Origin of the sequence: Rubellimicrobium roseum (assembly GCF_006152145.1) — a bacterium.
GTDB classification, from domain to species: Bacteria; Pseudomonadota; Alphaproteobacteria; order Rhodobacterales; family Rhodobacteraceae; genus Rubellimicrobium; species Rubellimicrobium roseum.
The window spans coordinates 1-22751 of sequence record NZ_VDFV01000002.1; the positions used below are offsets into that span (position 1 = coordinate 1).

The following is a 22751-nucleotide window of genomic DNA, read 5'->3' on the forward strand; positions in this document are numbered from 1 at the left end:
GCGCTCGCCATGGGTGCCGACCGCGCGATCCTGGTGCTGGCCTCCGAGGACGTCCACCAGGACATCGAGCCGCTGGCCGTCGCCAAGATCCTGGCGGGCATCGTCAAGGAGGAGGCCCCGGGCCTCGTCCTCTGCGGCAAGCAGGCCATCGACAACGACATGAACGCGACGGGCCAGATGCTGGCGGCGCTCCTGGGCTGGGCGCAGGCGACCTTCGCCTCCGAGCTCAAGGTCGAGGGCGAGGAGGCGACCGTCGTGCGCGAGGTCGACGGCGGCCTTCAGGCGATCAAGGTCCGCATGCCGGCCGTGGTCACCGTGGACCTGCGGATGAACGAGCCGCGCTACGCCTCGCTCCCCAACATCATGAAGGCCAAGAAGAAGCCCCTGGAGGAGAAGACCCCCGCCGACTACGGCGTGGACGTCACCCCGCGGCTGTCGGTCGTGAAGACCACCGAGCCCGCGTCGCGCAAGGCGGGCGTGATGGCCAAGTCGGTCGAGGAACTGGTGGACATGCTCAAGGGCGCGGGGGTCGTGTGATGGCGGTTCTTCTCATCGGTGAAGTGACGGACGGCCAGCTCGGCCTCGACTCGACCGCCAAGGCGGTCACGGCGGCGGCCAAGCTGGGCGAGGTCCATGTCCTCTGCGCCGGCGCCTCGGCGCGTGGCGCGGCGGAGCAGGCGGCCCAGATCCAGGGCGTCTCGAAGGTCCTCGTGGCCGAGGACCCGGCGCTGGGCCACCGCCTGGCCGAGCCCACGGCGGCGCTGGTGGTGAGCCTCGCCTCCGGCTACTCCCATGTCGTCGCCCCCGCGACCACGGACGCCAAGAACGTGCTGCCCCGCGTGGCCGCCCTTCTCGACGTCATGGTGATCTCGGACGTCTCGGGCGTCGTGGACGCCGACACCTTCGAGCGGCCCATCTACGCGGGCAACGCCATCCAGACGGTGACCTCCTCGGACGCGATCAAGGTCGCCACCATCCGCACCGCGGGCTTCGACGCCGCCCCCCTGGGCAACGCCGCCCCGATCGAGGCCGCCCCCGGCGCCACCGACCCGGGCCTGTCGCAGTGGATCGAGGACCGCACCGCCCATTCGGGCCGCCCCGAGCTGACCTCGGCCCCGGTCGTGGTCTCGGGCGGACGCGGCATCGGCTCGAAGGAAGGCTTCGAGATCGTCGAGAAGCTCGCCGACAAGCTGGGCGCGGCCGTGGGCGCCTCGCGCGCCGCGGTGGACGCGGGCTACGCTCCCAACGACTGGCAGGTGGGCCAGACCGGCAAGGTGGTCGCGCCCAACCTCTACGTCGCGCTCGGCATCTCCGGCGCCATCCAGCACCTCGCGGGGATGAAGGACTCCAAGTTCATCGTCGCCATCAACAAGGACGCCGAGGCGCCGATCTTCCAGGTCGCCGATTTCGGCCTCGTGGCGGACCTCTTCACCGCCGTCCCGGAGCTGACCGAGAAGCTCTGACCCTCTCCTGGGCCGCCAGGGCGGCCCGGACCGGACCGACCAGCGCGGCCGCCACCTCCCGGTGCGCGGCCGCTTCCCGTTCCTCGGGCGTCCAGCGCCCCGCGCCGGCCGGCACCTCGACGATGCCCGCTACCCAGGGCCGCAGCGCCTCCACCATCGCATCCGTGACGAACAGCGGGTCGGGCCCCAGCACCGGGTCCCCCTCCTCCGGCGGCAGCCGCAAGAGCAGCACCGGCCCGCCCACCCGCTCGATCAGCGTCCGCATCCGCGCGCGCCAGGCCAGGCGCAGTTCCTCCCGCACCAGGTCGAAGCGGTCGGGCGCCGCCGCCCGCAGCTCGCGCAGAAGGTGCCGCGTGAAGCAGACCCCGCACAGGTCCACGCCCGGCACGATCGCCTCCAGCGCGGGCAAGGCGCGCAGGAATCGGTCGTTCCGTCGGGGATGCACGGCATAAAGCCGGTTCGACAGGTTCGCCGCCCCCATCACCTCGATGACCGTCAGGGCCGCGCCCCGGCAGGTCCCGACCACCTCCGGATCGGCCAGGAAGGCCTCGGCCGAGGCCTGCGCCACCCCGAGGTTGAGGCAGGGCACGCCCAGCGCCGTCTCGACCAGCGCCGGGAAAGGGCGCTCCAGCACCTCGCCCCGCGTCTCGGCCCCGCCCAGGAAGACCACATGCCCCCCCGGCGGCCTCCGCTCCGGGTCCCGGAACCGGAGCGCGGGTCGCACGGGCCGGCCGGGCTCCACCCCCAGGAACTTGTCGTGCTTCATGGCGTCCCCCGCAAACCTTCTCTGGGGCAGCATCGCGGCAACGCCTTGCCAAACCGTTAAGGCCGCACGGCCCTTGCAGGCGCACGGCCCCTCGCCCATGCTGCGGGGCGGCATCAACGGGGGACGCGCGATGGAGATCCGGCGGGTGGGCGTCGTGGGGGCGGGCCAGATGGGCAGCGGCATCGCCCATGTGCTGGCGCTCTCGGGCTACGAGGTGCTCGTGACCGACACGAGCCCCGAGGCCCTGGCCGCCCTGCCCCGCACGGTGGCCAGGAACATGGACCGGCAGGTGACCAAGGGCACGGTCTCGGGCGCCGACCGCGACGCCGCGCTCAAGCGCCTGCGCCCCACGCCCTCGCTCTCGCTGCTGGGCCAATGCGACATGGTGATCGAGGCCGCGACCGAGCGCGAGGCGGTCAAGATCGCGATCTTCGAGTCGCTGGTCCCCCATCTCGCGCCCCGGACGATCCTGGCGACCAACACCTCCTCCATCCCCATCACGCGCCTCGCCGCCCGCACCGACCGGCCCGAGCGGTTCCTGGGCGTCCATTTCATGAACCCCGTGCCGGTGATGCAGCTCGTCGAGTTGATCCGCGGCCTCGCCACCTCCGACGAGACCTTCGCCGCCGCCGAGGAACTGGTGAAGCGGCTGGGCAAGACGGCCGCCGTGGCGCGCGACTACCCGGCCTTCATCGTCAACCGGATCCTGCTGCCGATGATCAACGAGGCCGCCTTCGCGCTGATGGAGGGGGTGGGCGACGTCGTCTCCATCGACACGGCGATGAAGCTCGGGACCAACCAGCCCATGGGCCCGCTGGAGCTGGCGGACTTCATCGGCCTCGACACCTGCCTGTCGATCATGACCGTCCTGCACGACGGCCTGGGCGATTCGAAGTACCGCCCCTGCCCGCTCCTGCGCACCTATGTCGAGGCCGGCTGGCTGGGCCGCAAGGCCAAGCGCGGCTTCTACGACTACCGGGGCGAGACGCCGGTCCCTTCGCGCTAGGGACTGGTCCACGGTCGCGGCCCGTCCCCGCCTCCCGACCACGGTACCGCATCGCCAGCCCCCGAATCCCGGGCGGCGTGGCGGATGCGACGTCCGTCGGAGTCGCCAGACCGCTCGCAGACTGGTAATCTCCACCTGCCAGAACGTATGTCAGCCAGGACGTCCGTCAGCCAGAACGAGTGTCGCCATGCGGAACCCCTTCGCTCGGCCCGACCCGCCCCCTTCGTTCCCGGTCCAGAAATGGCCCGCCTGGGTGGCTCACGAGCCGGAGGTCCTGGCGCCGCACGAGCTCATGATCGAGGAGGGCGTCGAGCTTCTGGAGCACTGGTTCCGCTGGGCCGAGGAGTGGAGCATGCTGCTCCGCGTCTACGGACGCATCACAGCGCAGAGCCGCGTCCTCGAGATCGGCTGCGGCTGCGGCCGGATCGCCTACGCGCTTCTCCAGGTCCTGACCAGCGGGACCTATGACGGCTTCGACATCCGGCGCGCTCCCATCGAGTTCCTCCAGAGGAACTTCCAGAGCGTGCACCCGAACTTCCGCTTCCATTTGGCGGATCTCAACAACACCTTCTACAATCCGAACGGGACGCTGACGACGGCTCAGTACGCCGTGCCCGCCGCCGATGCCTCCATCGACATCGTGTACGAGGCTTCGGTCTTCACGCACATGCTGCCGGAGAACACGCTTCACTACTTCCGCGAAGCCTCGCGCGTCCTGCGGCCGGGCGGGCGCTGCGTGTTCAGCTTCTTCCTTCTGGATCACTACGTGCCCGGCCGGACCCGCCCGCTCGGCTTCGCCCGGCCCCACTTCGACTTCGATCACCGTCTGGCCGAGTACGGTGACGACTTTGCCACCGTCGTCCCCTCCGATCCCGAGCGGATGACGGCCTACCGCCTGAGCCTCGTCCGGAGCATGGCCGAGCAGGTCGGCCTGGAGGTCGAGGGCGAGCCCGTGCCCGGCCTGTGGTCCGGCAGCTTCGAGGTTCCGATCGGCATGCAGGACCTCGTGATCCTGCGCAAGCCGGGCGCCTGAGCCCGGCAGGGCTCCCGTCCTTTCAAGGAGGAGCCCGGCGTCCCCTGCGCCAGGGTTGGCCATGCCGGATCGCCCCGAGGCCGCCCTCGTCAGTCCCCTTCGCCGAACTTGTCGTTGACCAGCGCCGCGATGGCCTGGGCCAGCCGGTCGGCCTCGGGCCCCTCGGTCTCGACCTCGATCTCGCTGCCGATCCCGGCCCCCAGCATCAGGAGCCCCATGATGCTGTCGCCCGAGGTGGACATCCCGTCCTTGCTGACGGTGGCCTGCGCGTCGTGGGCCTCCACCACTTCCACGAGGCGGGCCGAGGCGCGGGCGTGCAGGCCCTTGATGTTCTGGATGCGAAGTCGCTGATGCGCCATTCAGGTGCCCACGGCCCGGCCCAGGTCCTCGCCGACCACCTGGCTGTCGATGTATTTCCGCCCCGCGTCCATCGCCGCCGCCACCGCGTCGGGCACCGACTTGCGCCGCGACTTGGCGAGCTTGATGAGCATGGGCAGGTTCGCCCCGTACAGGATGCGCCGGTTCGAGGGCCCGCAGGCCCGCAAGCTCAGGTTCGACGGCGAGCCGCCGAACATGTCCGTCACCACCACCACGCCGTCGCCCTCGTCCACGGCGTCGGCCGCGTCGCAGATCTCGGCCTGCTTCATCGCCCGGTCGTCCTCGGGCTGTATGGTGATGGCGCGCACGCCGGGCTGTCGGCCCACCACGTGCTCCACCGCAGCCAGATATTCGGTGGCCAGGCCCCCGTGCGCCACGATCACGATCCCGATCATCGGCGCCGCCCCTCGGGGCCAGGAGCCCCGATGCGGAATGTGCCGGCCGTCCGTCGCGGACCGCGGTCCGTCCAGAATGAGTCTGTCATTGCCCTCGGACCGCGCCTCCGGCCTTGGCCCGCCGTTCCAGTTCCCGGTGCCGTATAGACACGCGCCAACCTTCCTCCGCAAGGGCCTGGGCGAGGCTTTCGGCCACGGTGACGGAACGATGCTGTCCGCCGGTGCAGCCCAGGCCGATCGCCAGATGCGCCTTCCCTTCCTCACGGTAGGCAGGCAGGAGCGTTCCCACAAGGTCCCGAAGCCGCGCGAAGAAGTCGCAATACCGTGCATCGGCCGCGACATAGGCCGCCACCGCCGCGTCCCGCCCGTCGAGCGGGCGCAGCGCCTCGTCCCAGTGGGGGTTCCGCAGGAACCGGCAGTCCATCACGATGTCGAGCCCCGGCGGCAGGCCCTGCTTGTAGGAAAAGCTTTCCACCGTCACCGCCAGCGTGCGCCCGCCCTCGGGCGCGAACCAGCGCTCCACCTCGGCGCGCAGCTCGTGGGGGCTCAGCGCCGAAGTGTCGATCAGCACGTCCGCCCGCGCCCGCAGGGGCGCGAGCAGCCCCCGCTCGGCCGCGATTCCCGCAGCGGGGGGGCCGTCGGGCGCCAGCGGATGGGGCCGTCGCGTCTCGGAGAAGCGCCGCAGCAGCACCTCTCCCGAGCAGTCGAGGAACAGGATCTCGACCGGCCCGCCCGCCATCGCCGACAGCCGCTCCTGCGCCTTCAGCACCGCGTCGGCGGCGAAATCACGGTTCCTCACGTCGATGCCCAGCGCGAGCGGCCGCTCCAGTGGCGGGCCCTTGGCCAAGCGCGGCAGGAACGACAGCGGCAGGTTGTCGATCACCTCGTAGCCCAGGTCCTCCAGCGCCCGCACGGCGGTGGAGCGCCCCGCCCCCGAGGGGCCGGTGACCAGGACGATGCGGTGGGTGCCCTCCGCGGTCAGGGGATGGGGCGCGAGCGGGCGCGTCATGGGAACCTCGGGGCGGCCGGCTCGATCCGGCCCGCCTTGAGATATTGAAGGACCGCGGCCGCAAAATGGCCTGTCGCGGGCTTGTGAAGGCACGGCAGCGTCACGCCCAGGACCGCCTCGCCCCGCCAAGGCGGCAGCCGCTCGGTCTCGGTCCGGTCCAGGTCGACGATCAGCCGCACGGGGGCCTCCTCCAGGCTGCGCGCCGCCAGTAGGCCCACGCCGCGCGCTTCGATCAAGCCCCGGATGGCCGGAGGGCAGCGCGCGAGAAGGCGACCGTCCTCCGCCCGCAACTCCGTCCGGTCGTCCGCCACCAGCCGGCAGCCCCCGGCCATCAGCTCCAGCCCCAGCGATGACTTGCCCGCGCCGGAGGCGCCGCGGATCAGCACCCCGCGCCCGCGCCAGGCCACGGTGGTCGCGTGGACGACCAGCGTCACCGCCTCAGACCGGCAGGCCCACGACGAAGCGCGCGCCCAGGGGGGCCGAATCGGGGTCGGCCTCGGTCGGCCGGATGTTCTCGGCCCAGATCACGCCCCCATGCGCCTCGACGATCTGCTTGGAGATGGCGAGCCCCAGCCCCGAGTTGTTGCCGAACTGCCCTTCGGGCCGCTCGGAATAGAAGCGCTGGAAGATCTTTTGGAGCGCGTCCTCGGGGATGCCGGGGCCGGTGTCCTCGACCACGACCAGCACACGGTTGTCGCGCTTCCTCGCCCAGACCCGGATCGCGTCGCCGTCCTCGCAGAACGAGATGGCGTTCGAGATGAGGTTCACGAAGACCTGCGCGAGCCGCCCCTCCAGCCCCTGCAGGATGACGGGCGCGGACGGCAGGTCCGACAGGAAGTCGATCCCCCGGGCCCGTGCCTCCTCGCCCAGCGCCTCGTCGAGGCCCGTCAGCATCTTCAGAAGGTCGAAGGGCTTCTCCTCCTCCTTGACCAGCTCGCTGTCCAGCCGCGAGGCGCTGGCGATGTCCGACACCAGCCGGTCGAGCCGGCGCACGTCGTGCTCGATGATGTCCAGAAGCTTCTGGCGCTGGTCGTCGCGCTTGGCGAAGGCGAAGCTGCCCACGGCGGACCGCAACGAGGCCAGCGGGTTCTTGATCTCGTGCGCCACGTCGGCCGCGAACTGCTCGTTGGCCTCGATCCGCTCGTAGAGCGCGGCGACCATGCCCCGCATCGCCGCCGACAGCCGCCCGATCTCGTCGGGCCGCGCGGTCAGGTCGGGGATGCGCACCCGCGACGGCGAGACGTGGCGCGAATCACGGTCGCGCCCGGCCTCGGCGGCGGCGGCGAGGTCCGAGAGCGGGTTGGCGATGGTCGAGGCCAGCACGAGGCTCAGGCCGATCGACACGGCCACCCCCACCACGAACATGCGCAGCACCTGCTCGCGCTCCAGCCGCACCAGGGCGTCGATCTCGCCGGCGGCGCTGCGCAGCGCCACGACGCCCACCCGGCCCTCCCCCGTGGCCACGGGCGCGGCCACCGTGATGACGGTGCGGCCTTCCTCGTCGGCCACCGCCTCGACCAGGGTGCCCGCGCCCAGCGAGCGGTCCACCAGGTAGCGCGGCGACGACAGGCGGCCGTGCCGCTCCTCGCCGAAGGGCCCCGCCGCGGGCGAGAGCACCCGCGCGATCCCTTCCCAGACGGTGTTGAGCAGGTCGGTGACGACGGTGGTGCCGATGGGGATGGCGGCCGCGGGCGGTCGGTCCCCGGACCGGGTCGCGGCCATGGCGACCATCCGCCCTTCGGCATCGAAGAGAAAGGCCTGCGCGCCGTTGCGCAGCCGCAGCCGCGCGAAGGCCGCCCCCGCCTCGCGGCTCCCCTCGCCGCCCACGTCGGCCGAGGGCTCCAGACGCGCGGCGACCAGCTCGGCCACCAGCTCCGCCTCGCTCACCAGCCCGCGCGCGCGCTGCGTGGCCAGGCTCTCGCGCGAGGGGGCGAGCCAGAGCATCCCGCCCACCAGCAGGATCAGCCCCACGAGGTTGAAGACCACGATCTTGCGCGCCAGCGGCGAGCGCTGGAGCGTCACGAGGCTCTTCAGGCGCGTGCGCGGCAGGCGGCCCTCGGGGGCCACCCAGTCGTCGCCCAGGATCACCTCGCCCTCGTCGATCCGCCCCCCCGAGGCGCGGAGCGCCTCCCGGACCGAGTTCAGGTCGCGGACGTCGACCTTGGTCGGGGCGCCCCGGGGCGCGGCCATGGGTTCACTCTTCGTTGTAGCGGTAGCCGATGCCGTAGAGCGTCTCGATGGCCGAGAACTCCTCGTCGGCGGCGCGCATCTTCTTGCGCAGGCGCTTGATGTGGCTGTCGATGGTGCGGTCGTCGACATAGACCTGGTCGTCGTAGGCCACGTCCATGAGCTGGTCGCGCGACTTCACGAAGCCCGGCCGCTGCGCGAGCGCCTGCAGCAGCAGGAACTCGGTCACCGTCAGCGAGACGTCCTTGCCCTTCCACTTCACCGCATGGCGCAGCGGGTCCATGACGAGGTTGCCGCGCACCATGATGCGCGTCTCGGCCTCGGGCTCGGCGGCGTCGGCGGGGCCGGCCTCGGCGCGGCGCAGCAGCGCGCGGATGCGCTCCACCAGCAGGCGCTGCGAGAAGGGCTTCTTGACGTAGTCGTCCGCGCCCATGCGCAGGCCCAGGACCTCGTCGATCTCGTCGTCCTTGGACGTGAGGAAGATCACGGGGATCGCGGACTTCTGGCGCAGCCGCTGCAGGAGATCCATGCCGTCCATGCGCGGCATCTTGATGTCCAGCACCGCCAGCTCGGGCATGCGCTTGTTGAAGGCGTCCAGCGCGGACTGCCCGTCGTTGTAGGTTTCGACCTCGAAGCCTTCGGCCTCCAGGGTCATGGAGACGGACGTCAGGATGTTCCTGTCATCATCCACCAAAGCGATCTTCGACATCCGCCTATCCCTCGAACGATCAGTTTCAAGCCCAACGGGCCGGTTGTGAGGTGGGGTCGCTCTGTCACGTCCTAGGCAACGAATCAACCCCTGAGTGCAACACTGACGCCACACTCTGGCCAATCTATGGCGGGAACCGCGAAGTTTCGGACAAGCGTGTTCCTTCGGCAGCTTTTTTCCGTCTGCGCCCCTGGTTGCGCTAACATCGCAAGCGCTTGCGCTAACAGGCTTTTTTCCCGGAAAGACCCTGCTATGTGCTTCTTAGGTGCCGCTTTGGCACCCGACAACAGGAGCAGCGACGATGGATCACGGACGCGTCAACCCGGCTCAGCCCCTCGGGGCGCAAGGCTTCGCGGGTCTCGCGGCCGTCTATTACAACCTGCCCGAGTGCGATCTCGTGCAGTCCGCGCTTGCCGCCGGCGAGGGCCGCCTGGGCCAGGGCGGCGCGCTCTTGGTCGAGACGGGCAAGTTCACCGGCCGCTCGCCCAAGGACAAGCACGTCGTCCGCCGCCCCTCGACCGAGGCCGAGGTCTGGTGGGACAACAACGCCGCGATGTCCCCCGACGCCTTCGAACGGCTCCGCGCCGACATGCTGGCGCATCTCGCGGGCCGCTCGGTCCATGTGCAGGACCTCTGGGGCGGGGCCGACCAATCGCTGCGCCTGCCCGTGCGCGCCGTGACGGAACGCGCCTGGCACGCGCTCTTCATCCGCCACCTGCTGCGCCGCCCCCCGCGCGAGGCGCTCGATTCCTTCGTCCCCGAATGGACGGTGCTCAACGTGCCCTCCTTCAGCGCCGACCCCGCGCGCCACGGCTGCCGCAGCTCGACCGTGATCGCGATCGACTGGGACACCAGGTGGGTGCTGATCGGCGGCACCGAATACGCGGGCGAGAACAAGAAGGCCGTCTTCACCATCCTGAACTGGCTCCTGCCGGACCAGGGCGTGCTGCCCATGCACTGCTCCGCGAACCACGCGCCCGGCGACCCGGACGACGCGGCGGTGTTCTTCGGCCTGTCGGGCACCGGCAAGACGACGCTCTCCGCCGACCCGTCCCGCGTGCTTCTGGGCGACGACGAGCACGGCTGGTCCGACCGCGGCCTCTTCAACTTCGAGGGCGGCTGCTACGCCAAGACGCTCAACCTCTGCGCCAAGGCCGAGCCCGCGATCCACGCGACCACCCGCATGTTCGGCACGGTCGTCGAGAACATGGGCTACGACGAGGAAACCTGCGAGCTCGACTTCACCGACGGCTCCAGGACCGCCAACACCCGCTGCGCCTACCCGCTCGACGCCATCCCCAACGCCTCGGCGACGGGCCTGTCGGGCCATCCGCGCCACATCGTGATGCTGACCTGCGACGCCTTCGGGGTGCTGCCGCCCATCGCGCGCCTCACGCCCGCGCAGGCCATGTACCACTTCCTGTCGGGCTTCACCGCCAAGGTCGCCGGCACCGAGCGCGGCGTGACCGAGCCCGAGCCCACCTTCTCGGCCTGCTTCGGCGCCCCTTTCCTGCCCCGCCGCCCCGAGGCCTACGGCAAGCTCCTGGCCGACAAGATCGCCCGCCACGGCGCGGACTGCTGGCTCGTGAACACCGGCTGGACCGGCGGCGCCTACGGCACCGGCTCGCGGATGCCGATCCAGGCCACCCGCGCGCTCCTGTCGGCGGCGCTCTCGGGCGAGCTGTCCCAGGGCCGCTTCCGCCGCGACCCGTTCTTCGGCTTCGAGGTCCCCACCTCGGTCGAGGGCGTGGACGCCCGCCTCCTCGACCCGCGCGGCACCTGGGCCGATCCCGCGGCCTACGACGCGGCGGCCCGCAAGCTCGTGGGCATGTTCGCCGCCAACTTCGCCAAGTTCGAATCACTCATCGACGAGGACACCCGCGCCGTCGCCCTGGGCTGAGGCGCGCGGACGACCCGCCCGGCGCAGGGGAGGCGCCGGGCGGGTCACGCCCCGTCCAGACCGCCCAGGTCGTAGCCGTTGAAGTCCAGCATCTCCCGCGCCGCCCGCGTCCGGTCCTCCGACGCCTGCCCCGGCCGGTCCATGATCCAGCCGAAGCGCCCGTCGGGCGTGCCCACGGCCGCCGTGCGGAAGTCGTCGTCCACCCACAGGACCCACAGCTCCGGCCCGCCCTCGGCCCGGTAGCGCCCCGGAACCTCCGTTACCGTCAGGAATTCGGCCGTCCCGCCCGGCCCGGCAAAGCGCCAAAGCGTGCCCCCGTCCGTGGGCGCGACGGCGACCCGCGTGCCCGGCGCGGCGAAGGGCGCCCCCGGATAGGACTCCGCGATCACCCACTCGCCCGACAGGTCCTGCGCATCCCCCCGCAGGGTCGAGGCGATCATCGTCCCCGGCTGGCGGAAAGACGCGGCGGCGGGCGGCGGCGCCACCGGCTCGGGCCGCCCGCAGGCGGCCAGGACCAGAAGCAGCAAAAGGCCAGGTCTCTTCATGCGGCGGCCCTCCTCCGGCCGGTTCGGTCGCGCGCCCGAGGGAAGCGGCCACCCCCGGCGATGCCCAAGATCGGTGGGCCCGGCAAGCCCGGTCCGCCGCGCGCCTTGCGTCAATAGGGCAGCGGATGCGCCTTGTTCACCTCGTCGATCCGCTTCGCGAGGTCCGGCCCCACGCTGGCCTCCACCCCCGCCAAGATGCGCGAAAGCTGCTCGACGCTCGTCGCCCCGAAGATCGGCAGCGAATGGAACGGCCGCGTCCGGTGCCAGGCCAGCGCCATGTGCACCGGGTCCATTCCCGCCTCCCGCGCGACCTCGTGATAGGCGGCGACGGCCCCATCCACGCGGGCGCTCGCCCGCCCGCCGAGATCCCCGTTGATGGCCTTCCGGCTCCCCTCGGGCAGCGCGCCCCCCGCATACTTGCCAGTCAGCAGCCCCGCCCCCAGCGGCGAGAAGGCCAGCAGCGTCACGCCCTCGTTCACCGCCATCTCGGCCATGTCGGTGTCCCACAGCCGCGCGAGCAGCGAATATTCGTTCTGCACCGTGCGGACCATCGGCGCCCCCAGCGCTTCGGCCCGGTCGAGCCAGCGCGTCGTGCCCCAGGCCGTCTCGTTCGACAGCCCGAACTCGCGGATCTTGCCCTCGGCCCGCAGGTCGGACAAATGCCCCAGCACGTCGTCCATCTGCGCGATGGTCGCCGCCTTGTCATGGGACGACGGGTCATAGGTCCAGTTGCGGCGGAAATGGTAATGCGCCCGCTCGGGCCAATGAAGCTGGTAAAGGTCGATCACGTCCGTCCGCAGCCGCCGCAGGGACGCCTCGCAGGCGGCCTTCACCGTGCCGCCCGTGAACCCTTGCTCCCCGCGAATCACGTTGCGCGGCCCCGCGATCTTGGTGGCCAGCACGACCTCGCCCCGCCGCCCCGTCCGGGCGAACCAGCGGCCCAGGAACTCCTCGCTCCGCCCGGCCGACTCCTTGGTCACGGGGTTCACGGGGTACATCTCGGCGCAGTCCCAGAGAGTGACGCCCGCCTCCAGCGCCATGTCCATCTGCCGCCCCGCGTCCTCCTCGGGCGTCTGGTTGCCATAGGTCATGGTCCCCAGCGCCCATTCCGACACCGCGATCCCCGACCGCCCCAGTTGCACCTTCCGCATCCCCGTCCCCTTCGCCTGAACCGCGCGGACCCTAACGCGCCGCGGGGCGGCGGCAAGCGCCCGCCGCCGGGCTCGGCCCTCAGAAGGCCAGCCCGCAGGCTCGCCGGATGGCGACCTGCACGGGCGACGGCGGCAGCGCCGGATCGAACCCGCCCCGGGGCAGCAGGGGCGGCTGCGCCATGAAGCGGGGCCGTCTCCCCCGGTGCGCCTGCGCCGCGTGAACGACGAACGGGTGGCACAGGTAGACCGTGCCCGCCTCCCCCGTGGCCAGCGCCTCCTCGCAGCCGATCGTGGAGGCGTAGCCCTCCGCCGACAGCTCCCGCAGCGTGAGCCCCGCCTCGCCATGGGGCAGCAGCTCCCGCGCGATGGCAGCGTGGGAGCCCGCCCGGATGCGGGTCGGCGCATCCTCCGGCCCCACGTCCGAGAACAGGAACAGCATCAGCAGCGACCGCCCCCGGCTCGTCACGTTGGCCCGCCATTCCAGGAAATCCGGGTCCTCGGTCCCGAAGCTCACGTCCACGTGCCACCCATCGTCGCCCGGTGGCTCGGAGGAGGGGAAACGGACCGGGAAGGTGCCCAAGCCCTCGGGCCGCAGCCAGCGCCCCTCCCCCGCGAGCGCGTCATAGACCCCGTGGAGCCGGGGCGTGTTCGCCGCCGCGACGAAGGTCGGCGAGGCCATCTGCCCGATGCGGACGACCGGCCGCGTCCAGGTCTCGGGCCGGTCGGGCGAAAGCCCCATCGCGGCCCAAAGCTCGTTGCGGCACCACTCCGCGATCTCGCCGCTGAAGGCGCCATCGAGCCGGACGAACCCCCGTTCGATGAAGTGCTCGACCTGAGCCCCGCTCAGGCCCTCGTGTTCAAGATTGGGCATGTCATGCTCTCCTGTCGGCGCTCGCCAAAGGCCGAGGCCGCTCACACTGATCCGGCGCGCGCGGCGCCGCACGGCCAAGGACCGTTCAGATCAGCGGGAAGAAGGTGGACATGAACATCATGGGCCCGAGATAGTCGCCCGGCCGGGACCGGCAAGGCGTGCGCGGCTTGATCCAGGACAAGGCACCGACCCCGCTCCGCCGCCACTCTCCGGGCAACCGCAACAAGGGGGCTTCCCATGCCGCACGACTTTTCCGGCCAGACCGCCATCGTCACCGGCGCCGCCTCGGGCATCGGCCTCGCCATCGCGCGCGACCTCGCGGCGGGCGGGGCGCGGGTGGTTCTGAGCGACCTTTCCGAAGAGACGCTGGCCCGCGTCACCGACGGCCACCCCGACGCGCTCATCAAGGTCTGCGACGTGTCCGACGCCGCCCAGGTCGAGGCTCTCGTCGCCTTTGCCGTGGAACGGACCGGCGGCCTCCATCTCCTCGTCAACAACGCGGGCATCGGCGGCCCCTCGGCGCCCACCGGCGACTATCCCCTCGACGGCTGGCACAAGGTCATGGGCGTCAACCTCCACGGCGTCTTCTACGGGATGCGCTACGGCATCCCCGCCATCGAGGCCTCAGGCGGCGGCGCCATCGTCAACATCGCCTCGATCCTCGGCACCGTGGGCTTCGCGAACGCCCCCGCCTATGTCGCCGCCAAGCACGCCGTGGTGGGCCTCACCAAGAACGCCGCGATGGAATACGCGACCCGCGGCATCCGCGTGAACTCCGTGGGCCCCGCCTTCATCCGCACGCCCCTTCTCGACGCCCTGGGCGAGGAGGCCCTGACCGCCATCGCGGCCGCCCACCCGGTCAAGCGCCTCGGCACCCCCGAGGAGGTGTCGGCCCTCACCTGCTTCCTTCTCAGCAAGGAAGCGAGCTTCATCACCGGCAGCTACCACCTCGTGGACGGCGCCTACACCGCCCAGTGACGGTCTGGCGGTCCCGGACGGGGCTCGTTACATGGGAGCCCAACGCGAAAGGGCTCCCATGGCACGCCACCTCATCACCTCGGCCATCCCCTACATCAACGGCATCAAGCACCTGGGCAACCTCGTGGGCTCCCAGCTGCCGGCCGACCTCTACGCCCGCTACCTGCGCGGGCGCGGCCACGAAGTGCTGTTCCTCTGCGCCACCGACGAGCATGGCACCCCCGCCGAGATCGCCGCGCAAAAGGCCGGAGAGCCCGTCGCCGACTACTGCGCCCGCATGCACAAGGTCCAGAGCGAGATCGCGGACGGCTTCCGCCTGAGCTTCGACCACTTCGGCCGGTCGTCCTCGCCGCAGAACCACCGCCTGACCCAGCACTTCGCGGGCCAACTGGACGCGGCGGGCCTGATCGCCGAGGTACCCGAGCGGCAGGTCTATTCCCACGCCGACGGCCGCTTCCTCCCCGACCGCTACGTCGAGGGGACCTGCCCCAACTGCGGCTACGACAAGGCCCGGGGCGACCAGTGCGAGAACTGCACCAAGCAGCTCGACCCCACCGACCTCATCAACCCGCGCTCCGCCATCTCGGGCTCGACGGACCTCGAGATCCGCGAGACCACCCACCTCCACCTGCGCCAGTCCGCGATGAAGGACCGGCTCCTCCAGTGGATCGATTCCAAGACCGACTGGCCGATCCTGACCACCTCCATCGCGAGGAAGTGGCTCCTCGACGGCGAGGGGCTCCAGGACCGCGGCATCACCCGCGACCTCGACTGGGGCGTGCCCGTCCGCAAGGGCGACCAGCCCTGGCCCGGCATGGAGGGCAAGGTCTTCTACGTCTGGTTCGACGCCCCCATCGAATACATCGCCTGCGCCAAGGAATGGACCGACGCGGCGGGCCGTCCCGACTCCGACTGGGAGCGCTGGTGGCGCACGGACCACGGCGCCGCCGACGTCCGCTACACCCAGTTCATGGGCAAGGACAACGTGCCCTTCCACACCCTGAGCTTCCCCGTGACCATCATGGGCTCGGGCGAGGACTGGAAGCTCGTCGACTACATCAAGTCCTTCAACTACCTGAACTACGACGGCGGCCAGTTCTCGACCTCCCAGGGCCGCGGCGTCTTCATGGACCAGGCGCTCTCCATCCTGCCCGCCGACTACTGGCGCTGGTGGCTCCTGTCCCACGCGCCCGAGTCCTCCGACTCCGAGTTCACCTGGGAGAACTTCCAGGCCTCCGTGAACAAGGACCTCGCCGACGTGCTGGGCAACTTCGTGTCCCGCATCACCAAGTTCTGCCGGAGCAAGTTCGGCGAGACCGTCCCCGAAGGCGGCACCCCGGGCGAGAAGGAACGCGCCCTCCTCGACGAGCTGGACCAGCGCGTCCGCTCCTACGAGATGGCCATGGACCAGATCGAGGTCCGCAAGTCCGCGCAGGAGCTTCGGGCAATCTGGGTGCTCGGCAACGAATACCTCCAGTCCGCCGCCCCCTGGACGACCTTCAAGACCGACCCCGCGCAGGCCGCGATGCAGACGCGCCTGGGCCTCAACCTCATCCGCCTTTACGCGGTCCTGTCGCAGCCCTTCATCCCCGACGCCTCCGCGCAGATGATGGAGGCCATGGGCTCCACCGACTGGTCCTGGCCCGACAACGTCGAAGCCGCGCTGAACGCCCTCCCCCCCGGCCACGCCTTCACCGTGCCCGAGGTGAGCTTCCGCAAGATCACCGACGAGGAACGGGCCGACTGGCAGCAACGCTTCGCGGGCGTGCGGACCTGAGCCGTCGCGTCCTTCTCGCCGCGCTGCTCGCCGCCCGGGCGGTCTCGGCCGAGAAGGCGCCCGATCCGCTGGAGCCGAACGGCTTCGGCGCACAGGCCGTCCTTGCGGCCGACCGGATCGCGGTCTGCTCGGGCCTCAGCGCCGTCACCGCCGAAACCCTTCGGAGCGTCCTGCGGTCGGGCGTGGTCGGACGCCCCGCCCTGACGGTCGTGCCGGGCGGGATGGCCGAGCCCATCGAGGGCCGCACGGTCTGGCTCATCCTGGACGACCGGAGCCTCGACCCTGCCGTGGCGGCCTGCGCAGCCCGTGCGACCGATCTCGCAGCCGGAATGGATGCCGCGCTGCGCGATCGGTTCGGCGCCGGCGCGGGCGACCGCCACGGGGCCATGCAGGGGTCCTTGCCCGAGGCAATCGCCTTTCCTCCGCTTGTTGCGGTGACCTTCCACTACGGAACTCGCGATGTTGCGGCCGTGATGGTCAGTTCGCTCGTAGGCAACGACCTGCGCGGCCTCGTGACCGAAACCTTCTTTGGGCTTCGCCCGGGCACCTGCGCCGCCCCCTCCGCCTGCGGGCTCTGACACGCGCAGACTTCACAACGAAGGGTGTTGCGCGAACCGGCAGGGGACCGTTCGGTGGTCCAAGGATTCGTTAACCCATCTCCCGCATCCTGATCCCGACCCAGATCCCGGATGCCCCATGGACCCCGACGCCCTCCTCCGCGACCCCCTGCGCCTTCCCTTCGCCCGGCGCCAGCCGCTCCACCGGCTGCACGGCCGCTTGGCCGAACTAGGTCAGGGCCGCCCCGACGCGCGGATGCGGGCCGAAGGGGCCTTTCTGGCCGCGCTGGCTCTGGCCGCTTCGCCCTGCACCGATGCGGCCTTGGCCAAGGGGGTCGAGCAGGAGCTTCGGGCCTTCACCTCGGCCTATCTGGGCCTCGACTGGAACGTATACGCCACCGAAGGCCCGCGCCCCTTCCTGCCCGCCTGGGCCCGCCGCGCCGCCCTCGACGCCGCGCTCCCGCCCGAGCATCGGCGCGACCGCCCGCTGGGACCGCTCCGCTCACTGCGGGCGCGTGGCCTCGTCGAGCTCGGCCCAGTTCGTCCGGTTCGACAGCATCAGCGCCCAGGGCCGCAGGATCGGGACATGGGCGCCCAGGACCACCAGCGCGATGGTGACCGGCACGGCCAGCAGCGCCCCGGCGATGCCCCAGGCCCAGCCCCAGAACACCAGCGACACCAGCAGCACCAGCGGCGACAGCGCCACGTTGCGCCCCTGGAGGTTGGGCTGCACGAGGTTGCCCATGATGTTCTCGATCACCAGGATGCCCAGCCCGACGCCGACGGCGGGCCAGACCCCCTGCGTGAGCAGCGTGTAGGCCACGGGCAGCGTACCGCCGACGATCGAGCCGATGGTCGGGATGAAGTTCAGCGCAAAGATCAGCAGCGGCCAGACCAGCAGCAGCCCCACGCCCCAGAACCAGAGCCAGCCGAGATAGAGCATGGACGACAGGAACCCGATCCCCGCCTGGATCAGCAGGTAGGCGCGCATCTTGCTGGCGATCACGTTGGCGGATTCGCTCAGCCGCCAGTCGTCGGGCCAGGGCAGCGCCTTGATGACCTTCTTCCGCCAGTCCCCGCTTTCCGACAGGAGCAGGAGCGTGAGGAAGAACACCAGCACGAGGCCCCCCACCACCGACAGCGTCGAGTTCAGGATCGCCGTCGCCACGCCGCCCGCCGCGCCCAGCGCCTGCTGCCCCAGCTCGCGCAGGGTCTCGGCCGTCGAGTCTCCCGGGAACCCGGCCCCGCCCCCGTTGCCGTCGCTGGCGCCCTCTCCGTTCCCGCCGCCCTCCGCGGCTCCGGCCGCGTCCTCGTCGCCCAAGGTGCGCGAGGCGCCGGCCTGGGCCGCCTCGGCCACCGAGGAGCTCCCGTCGTCCTCCCCGTCGCTGCCCGAGTCCTCCCCGTCGCTGCCGGCCTCCTCCTCGTCACCCTGGATCATCTGGACGACCTCGCCCGCGCCGACCGGCACCTGGCTCACGATCTGCTGCGCGGCGATCACCAGGACGCCGACAAAGACCGCCAGGACCAGCAGGACGGTCGCCATGGCCGCCAGGATGCCCAGCCAGGACAGCTTTCCGGGGACGCGGGCCGCGACCCAGTCGCGCACCGGCATCACCGCCAGCGCCACCAGGATGGCGGCCGTCAGCGGCATGAGCACCGGCGCCAGCGCCCGAACCGCCGCGCCGACCAGCACGACCGCGATCACCGCCAGCAGCAGGGGGCGCAGGTCGGGGCGGGTCCGTCCGGGGCTCCCGACGCGGTCGGCCTCGGCCGGGGGCTGGTCGTTCATGGCAGGTCATTCCTCCGCTTCCCGGGCCCAACCGGATCGGCTGGCGGCGGTTCCGTCCCGCCCCCGCGCGCGGGGGCTTGCAGGACGCTTTCCTTCCGCAAGGGACCTCGCTATATACGCTCGGTGTTCCCCGACAGCGTGAACCGGCCCCATTCTGGGGCGCCCCCCCGCGGGGCCACGGGAGAGATTTGACCAGCGAGGTGACCCTCATGTCCGACAAGCCGCTCATGGCCCGCGCCACCGCCGTCTGGCTGGTGGACAACACGACCCTCAACTTCCGGCAGATCGGCGACTTCTGCGGCCTGCACGAGCTCGAGGTACAGGGCATCGCCGACGGCGAGGTGGCGCAGGGCGTGAAGGGCTTCGATCCCGTCGCCAACAACCAGCTCACCATGGAAGAGATCAAGAAGGCCGAGGCGAACCCGCTCCACCGGCTCAAGCTCAAGTTCAACCCCGCCTCCGTGGGCGAGGAGAAGCGCCGCGGCCCCCGCTACACCCCGCTCTCCAAGCGGCAGGACCGCCCGGCGGCGATCTACTGGCTGGTGAAGTTCCACCCCGAGCTGTCGGACGGCCAGATCTCCAAGCTCGTCGGCACGACCAAGCCCACGATCCAGGCCATCCGCGAGCGGACCCACTGGAACATCGGCAACATCGACCCGATCGACCCGGTGGCCCTGGGGCTCTGCAAGCAGTCCGAGCTCGACGCCGCGATCCAGAAGGCGATCGAGAAGAAGGCCCACGAGGGCGGCGTGATGAGCGACGACGAGCGGCGCAAGCTGGTCTCCACGCAGGTGTCGCTGTCGATGCCGACCGAGCCGCGGATGCCGTCGGCCATCTCGGGGCTGGAAGCCTTCTCGCTCTCGGCCCGCGACCCGCAGGGTGACGACGCGCCCGCCGAGGACGAGGCCCTGCCCGACATCCGCGACGCCGACGCCTTCTTCAATCTGCCGGCGGGCGGCGACGAGGAGGACGGCGAGGACGACCAGCCCAGCCGTCGCTGAGCCTCAGAAGGGCTTTTGCCAGGCGAGCCACACCGCGACGGCCGCCAACAGCAGCGTGACCCAGGGAAGCGCCCGCAAAAGCCCCGGGACGCTTCCCCCCGGGGTCATCCGCCGCAGCCGCCCGAGCGCGATCCCGTGCAGGGCGGTGAGGGCGAGCACGAAGAGCAGCTTCACATGAAGCCAGCCCTGCGTGAAGGCGCCGATCTGGACAGCCAGCCAGATGCCGAGCAGCCAGGTCAGGATCAGGGCCGGCGTCGCCACACCGCGCAGGATCTTCCGGGCCGTCGCGGTGTCGCCTGCCCCCCGGAGCGTCAGCGGAGCGGCGATCATGGCCGCGATCCAGACCACCATCGCCGCAAGGTGGAGGTTGACAGTCAGGCCGTAGTCCATGCGCTCGCTCCGCTGAGAAATCCGGCGCCTATGTAGCAGGAGATGCCAAGAGCGCCACGGCCCCTCAAAGGGCCCGCCGTGCTCGCAGAGCTGCACCGATGGTGCCTTCGTCGAGGTAGTCGAGTTCGCCACCGACCGGAACGCCCTGTGCAAGCGTCGTGACCTGCACCCCGGCGAGCCGATCCGCGATGTAATGGGCCGTCGTCTGGCCATCGACCGTGGCCCCGAGCGCAAGGATCACCTCGGAGACGCGCTCATCTTCCACGCGCCGGACGAGGTGCGGAATGCGCAGTTCGTCCGGCCCGATCGAGTCGAGCGCCGACAGCGTGCCGCCTAGGACGTGATAGCACCCCCGGAAGGCCCCGGTCCGCTCCATGGCCCAGAGATCCTCGACGTCCTCGACCACGCAGATCTGGCCGTTGCGGCGCCGATCGTCCTCGCAGATGGCGCAAAGGTCGTGCTGGCCGATGTTGCCGCAGTTCACGCATTCCCGTGCCGTCGTCCCGACTTCGCGCATGGCGTCAGCAAGAGGGAGCAGGAGCGTCCCCCGCCTCTTGACGAGGTGCAGCACCGCGCGACGCGCCGACCGGGGCCCAAGGCCCGGAAGACGCGCCATCAGCGCGATGAGGCTCTCGATGTCGGCAGGGGCGTCGGCCATCAGAAAGGCATCTTCATGCCCGGCGGCAAGCCCAACTCCTCGGAAATCCGCTGCATCTCCTGGTTGACGCGGTCCGCCGCCCGCGCCTGCGCGTCCTTGATCGCGGCCAGGATGAGGTCCTCGACCATCTCGCGGTCCTCCGCGCGGAAGATCGAAGGATCGATGGACAGGGACTTGAGGTCGCCCTTCGCAGTAGCCGTGACCGTCACGAGGCCCGCGCCAGCCTGCCCATCGACAGTGATGGTGTCGAGCGACGCCTGCATCTCTGCCATCTTGCCCTGCATCTCCTGGGCGGCCTTCATCATCTTGGCCATGTCGCCCAGGCCTCCGAGGCCCAATCCCTTCAGCATCGCGCGCCCTTTCGATTGAATGAGGTGGAGATATTCACGAGGTGCATGACGGGCAAGGCCTCACTCCTCGAAGGGATCCCACTCGTCAGGGACTTCGGGCAGGGCCTCGGCTTCGGCCGCCTGCAACTTCTCCTCGCGCGACTGGACCCGAAGCCTGGCGCCCGGAAAGGCTTTGAGCGCCGCCTGCACGAAGGGATGCGCCATGGCCTCGGCCTCGAGCGCATTGGCGTGGGCCGCCTGAGCCTCGCGGATTGAGGGCTGGCCGCCCTCGCTGACCACCGAGACGCCCCAGCGGGTGCCTGTCCATTGCTGGAGCTTCTGCCCGAGGCGCTGCGCCAAGTCAGGAGCCGCCATGGATGCCGGCTCGAACTCGATCCGGCCGGGCTGGTACCGCGCCAAACGCACGCCGGTCTCGACCTCCATCAAAAGGCCGATATCGCGCTGATCGCGGACGAGCTGCACGACGTCCTCGAATCGTGCGAAGCGGTCGAGCGGGTGAGGATGGCCGGCGGGCATTGCCGCGAGCCCGCCCGCTCGCGCCAAGCCGTGCACGGCTCGCGAGGCTTGCGGGACGGGTGCGCGCGGAGCCGGCCCAGGCACGCCCTGCCCCATCGCGGGCGCTCCTCGCGCGCCCTGCAGCTGGCGAACAAGCTCCTCGGGACTGGGCAGGTCAGCTACGTGGGTCAGGCGAATTATCGCCATTTCGACGGCCATCATGGCATTGGGAGCGACGGCGACCTCTTCCAATGCCTTGAGCAGCATCTGCCAGAACCGCGCCAGCACCCGCATGGGGATCGCGGACGCCATGGCCTGCCCACGCGCGCGCTCGTCGGGCGAAAGTGTCGGATCATCGGCGGCCGTCGGAGACACCTTCAGGACCGAAATCCAATGCGCGATCTCGGCGAGGTCGCGAAGGACCATCACCGGATCGGCGCCGTCGGCGTATTGGGCACCCAGTTCCTCCAGCGCCGCAGCCGCTTCGCCTTTCAGAATGAAGTCAAAGAGGTCGAGCACCCGCCCACGGTCGGCGAGGCCCAGCATGGCGCGGACCTGCTCGGCCGTGGCGGGGCCGCCACCGGCGATGGCCTGATCGAGGAGAGAGGTGGCATCGCGGGCCGAGCCCTCGGCCGCGCGGGCGATGAGCGCCAGTGCGCCGTCCTCGATCCCGGCCCCTTCGGCGGTCGCAATGCGGCGCAGGAGACCCATCATCACCTCGGGCTCGATGCGACGGAGATCGAAGCGCTGGCAGCGCGACAGCACCGTGACCGGAACCTTGCGGATTTCGGTGGTGGCGAAGATGAACTTCACGTGCTCGGGCGGCTCCTCCAGCGTCTTCAACAGCGCGTTGAAGGCGTTGGTGGACAGCATGTGCACTTCGTCGATGATGTAGACCTTGTAGCGCGCCTCTGCCGCCCGGTAACGGACGGAGTCGATGATCTCGCGGATGTCGCCCACGCCCGTGCGGGAAGCCGCGTCCATCTCCAGCACGTCGACGTGGCGGCCTTCGCTGATCGCGCGGCAATGGACGCAGACCCCGCAGGGTTCGGTCGTGGGACTACCTTGCCCGTCCGGACCGATGCAGTTCAGGCCCTTGGCGATGATGCGCGCCGTGGTGGTCTTCCCGGTACCCCGGATGCCGGTCAGGATGAAGGCCTGAGCGATCCGTCCCGCCTTGAAGGCATTGCGCAACGTGCGGACCATCGCCTCCTGTCCCACGAGGTCGGCGAAGGTTTCGGGCCGGTACTTGCGCGCGAGGACCCGATACGAGGTGGACGCGTCGAGAGGCATGTCGTCGGGCACGAAGGGGGCTCCGGGAAGGGATGCCCCAACCTAGGGCC

At 70.7% G+C, this 22751-nt stretch carries 24 protein-coding genes; 9 read left to right on the forward strand and 15 right to left on the reverse strand.

Features of this window, described 5'->3' with window-relative positions; all coding sequences use genetic code 11:
* A partial coding sequence (locus FHG71_RS02395) for an electron transfer flavoprotein subunit beta/FixA family protein (protein WP_139080033.1) occupies positions 1 to 537 on the forward strand: 537 nt, incomplete at its 5' end.
* The gene (locus FHG71_RS02400) at positions 537 to 1463 is read left to right on the forward strand and encodes an electron transfer flavoprotein subunit alpha/FixB family protein (RefSeq protein WP_139080034.1); all 927 of its coding nucleotides are present in this window, start codon (positions 537 to 539) and stop codon (positions 1461 to 1463) included. The genes FHG71_RS02395 and FHG71_RS02400, both read left to right, overlap by 1 nt.
* Here FHG71_RS02400 and FHG71_RS02405 read toward each other — a convergent pair.
* Complete coding sequence (locus FHG71_RS02405; RefSeq protein ID WP_139080035.1) at positions 1429 to 2229, reverse strand: DUF6473 family protein; 801 nt, start codon at positions 2227 to 2229, stop codon at positions 1429 to 1431. The two genes, FHG71_RS02400 and FHG71_RS02405, sit on opposite strands and share 35 nt — an antisense overlap.
* Before the next feature lie 130 nt (positions 2230 to 2359).
* Here FHG71_RS02405 and FHG71_RS02410 point away from each other — a divergent pair, with 130 nt between their 5' ends.
* Both FHG71_RS02410 and FHG71_RS02415 read left to right on the forward strand, forming a co-directional pair.
* Entirely contained in the window at positions 2360 to 3235 is an 876-nt protein-coding gene (locus tag FHG71_RS02410) for a 3-hydroxybutyryl-CoA dehydrogenase (protein WP_139080322.1), read from the forward strand.
* A 187-nt stretch (positions 3236 to 3422) separates the two neighbouring features.
* A complete protein-coding gene (locus FHG71_RS02415; protein WP_139080036.1) occupies positions 3423 to 4268 on the forward strand; it encodes a class I SAM-dependent methyltransferase in 846 nt (281 codons plus the stop codon).
* An 89-nt stretch (positions 4269 to 4357) separates the two neighbouring features.
* On the opposite strand, the gene FHG71_RS02420 is transcribed toward FHG71_RS02415, so the two are convergent.
* The 6 genes from FHG71_RS02420 to FHG71_RS02445 form a co-directional block, all read right to left on the reverse strand.
* A complete protein-coding gene (locus tag FHG71_RS02420; protein ID WP_139080037.1) occupies positions 4358 to 4627 on the reverse strand; it encodes an HPr family phosphocarrier protein in 270 nt (89 codons plus the stop codon).
* Complete coding sequence (locus tag FHG71_RS02425; protein WP_139080038.1) at positions 4628 to 5041, reverse strand: PTS sugar transporter subunit IIA; 414 nt, start codon at positions 5039 to 5041, stop codon at positions 4628 to 4630.
* 85 nt (positions 5042 to 5126) lie between these two features.
* On the reverse strand, positions 5127 to 6050 hold the full coding sequence (gene rapZ, locus FHG71_RS02430; RefSeq protein ID WP_139080039.1) for an RNase adapter RapZ: 924 nt from the start codon (positions 6048 to 6050) through the stop codon (positions 5127 to 5129).
* Positions 6047 to 6484: an HPr kinase/phosphorylase gene (locus FHG71_RS02435; protein ID WP_139080040.1), complete on the reverse strand. Its 438-nt coding sequence runs from the start codon at positions 6482 to 6484 to the stop codon at positions 6047 to 6049. The genes rapZ and FHG71_RS02435 overlap by 4 nt, the downstream gene beginning before the upstream one ends.
* Positions 6485 to 6488: 4 nt before the next feature.
* Positions 6489 to 8240 carry a sensor histidine kinase gene (locus FHG71_RS02440; RefSeq protein ID WP_139080041.1) on the reverse strand — a complete coding sequence of 584 codons (1752 nt, stop codon included), beginning with the start codon at positions 8238 to 8240 and terminating at the stop codon, positions 6489 to 6491.
* Positions 8241 to 8244: 4 nt separating this feature from the next.
* Positions 8245 to 8946: a response regulator transcription factor gene (locus FHG71_RS02445; RefSeq protein ID WP_139080042.1), complete on the reverse strand. Its 702-nt coding sequence runs from the start codon at positions 8944 to 8946 to the stop codon at positions 8245 to 8247.
* Between the two features lie 301 nt (positions 8947 to 9247).
* Between FHG71_RS02445 and FHG71_RS02450 the strand changes: the two genes are divergently transcribed.
* Complete coding sequence (locus FHG71_RS02450) at positions 9248 to 10846, forward strand: phosphoenolpyruvate carboxykinase (protein ID WP_139080043.1); 1599 nt, start codon at positions 9248 to 9250, stop codon at positions 10844 to 10846.
* A gap of 44 nt (positions 10847 to 10890) precedes the next feature.
* Here the strand turns inward: FHG71_RS02450 and FHG71_RS02455 are convergent, their stop codons facing one another.
* The 3 genes from FHG71_RS02455 to FHG71_RS02465 form a co-directional block, all read right to left on the reverse strand.
* Complete coding sequence (locus tag FHG71_RS02455; RefSeq protein ID WP_139080044.1) at positions 10891 to 11391, reverse strand: lipocalin family protein; 501 nt, start codon at positions 11389 to 11391, stop codon at positions 10891 to 10893.
* Between the two features lie 110 nt (positions 11392 to 11501).
* Entirely contained in the window at positions 11502 to 12542 is a 1041-nt protein-coding gene (locus FHG71_RS02460) for an aldo/keto reductase (RefSeq protein ID WP_139080045.1), read from the reverse strand.
* Between the two features lie 79 nt (positions 12543 to 12621).
* Positions 12622 to 13413, reverse strand: coding sequence for a phytanoyl-CoA dioxygenase family protein (locus FHG71_RS02465; protein WP_139080046.1), 792 nt, complete (start codon positions 13411 to 13413; stop codon positions 12622 to 12624).
* 237 nt (positions 13414 to 13650) lie between these two features.
* On the opposite strand from FHG71_RS02465, the gene FHG71_RS02470 reads away from it, so the two are divergent.
* From FHG71_RS02470 to FHG71_RS02480, 3 genes are all read left to right on the forward strand, one after another.
* A complete protein-coding gene (locus FHG71_RS02470; RefSeq protein ID WP_139080047.1) occupies positions 13651 to 14391 on the forward strand; it encodes an SDR family NAD(P)-dependent oxidoreductase in 741 nt (246 codons plus the stop codon).
* A 58-nt stretch (positions 14392 to 14449) separates the two neighbouring features.
* The gene (gene metG, locus FHG71_RS02475; RefSeq protein WP_139080048.1) at positions 14450 to 16168 is read left to right on the forward strand and encodes a methionine--tRNA ligase; all 1719 of its coding nucleotides are present in this window, start codon (positions 14450 to 14452) and stop codon (positions 16166 to 16168) included.
* 182 nt (positions 16169 to 16350) lie between these two features.
* Entirely contained in the window at positions 16351 to 16746 is a 396-nt protein-coding gene (locus FHG71_RS02480; RefSeq protein WP_139080049.1) for a hypothetical protein, read from the forward strand.
* A 481-nt stretch (positions 16747 to 17227) separates the two neighbouring features.
* Here the strand turns inward: FHG71_RS02480 and FHG71_RS02485 are convergent, their stop codons facing one another.
* A complete protein-coding gene (locus tag FHG71_RS02485) occupies positions 17228 to 18514 on the reverse strand; it encodes an AI-2E family transporter (protein WP_139080050.1) in 1287 nt (428 codons plus the stop codon).
* A gap of 209 nt (positions 18515 to 18723) precedes the next feature.
* Between FHG71_RS02485 and FHG71_RS02490 the strand changes: the two genes are divergently transcribed.
* A complete protein-coding gene (locus FHG71_RS02490) occupies positions 18724 to 19515 on the forward strand; it encodes a DUF1013 domain-containing protein (RefSeq protein ID WP_139080051.1) in 792 nt (263 codons plus the stop codon).
* 3 nt (positions 19516 to 19518) lie between these two features.
* Here FHG71_RS02490 and FHG71_RS02495 read toward each other — a convergent pair whose 3' ends face one another.
* The 4 genes from FHG71_RS02495 to FHG71_RS02510 all read right to left on the reverse strand — a co-directional run bounded on the left by FHG71_RS02495 (position 19519) and on the right by FHG71_RS02510 (position 22701).
* On the reverse strand, positions 19519 to 19905 hold the full coding sequence (locus FHG71_RS02495) for a CopD family protein (RefSeq protein ID WP_139080052.1): 387 nt from the start codon (positions 19903 to 19905) through the stop codon (positions 19519 to 19521).
* A 64-nt stretch (positions 19906 to 19969) separates the two neighbouring features.
* Complete coding sequence (gene recR, locus FHG71_RS02500; RefSeq protein ID WP_139080053.1) at positions 19970 to 20563, reverse strand: recombination mediator RecR; 594 nt, start codon at positions 20561 to 20563, stop codon at positions 19970 to 19972.
* The gene (locus FHG71_RS02505) at positions 20563 to 20913 is read right to left on the reverse strand and encodes a YbaB/EbfC family nucleoid-associated protein (RefSeq protein ID WP_139080054.1); all 351 of its coding nucleotides are present in this window, start codon (positions 20911 to 20913) and stop codon (positions 20563 to 20565) included. Before FHG71_RS02505 ends, recR begins: the two co-directional genes overlap by 1 nt.
* Before the next feature lie 60 nt (positions 20914 to 20973).
* On the reverse strand, positions 20974 to 22701 hold the full coding sequence (locus tag FHG71_RS02510; protein ID WP_139080323.1) for a DNA polymerase III subunit gamma/tau: 1728 nt from the start codon (positions 22699 to 22701) through the stop codon (positions 20974 to 20976).
* Positions 22702 to 22751 lie beyond the last annotated feature (50 nt).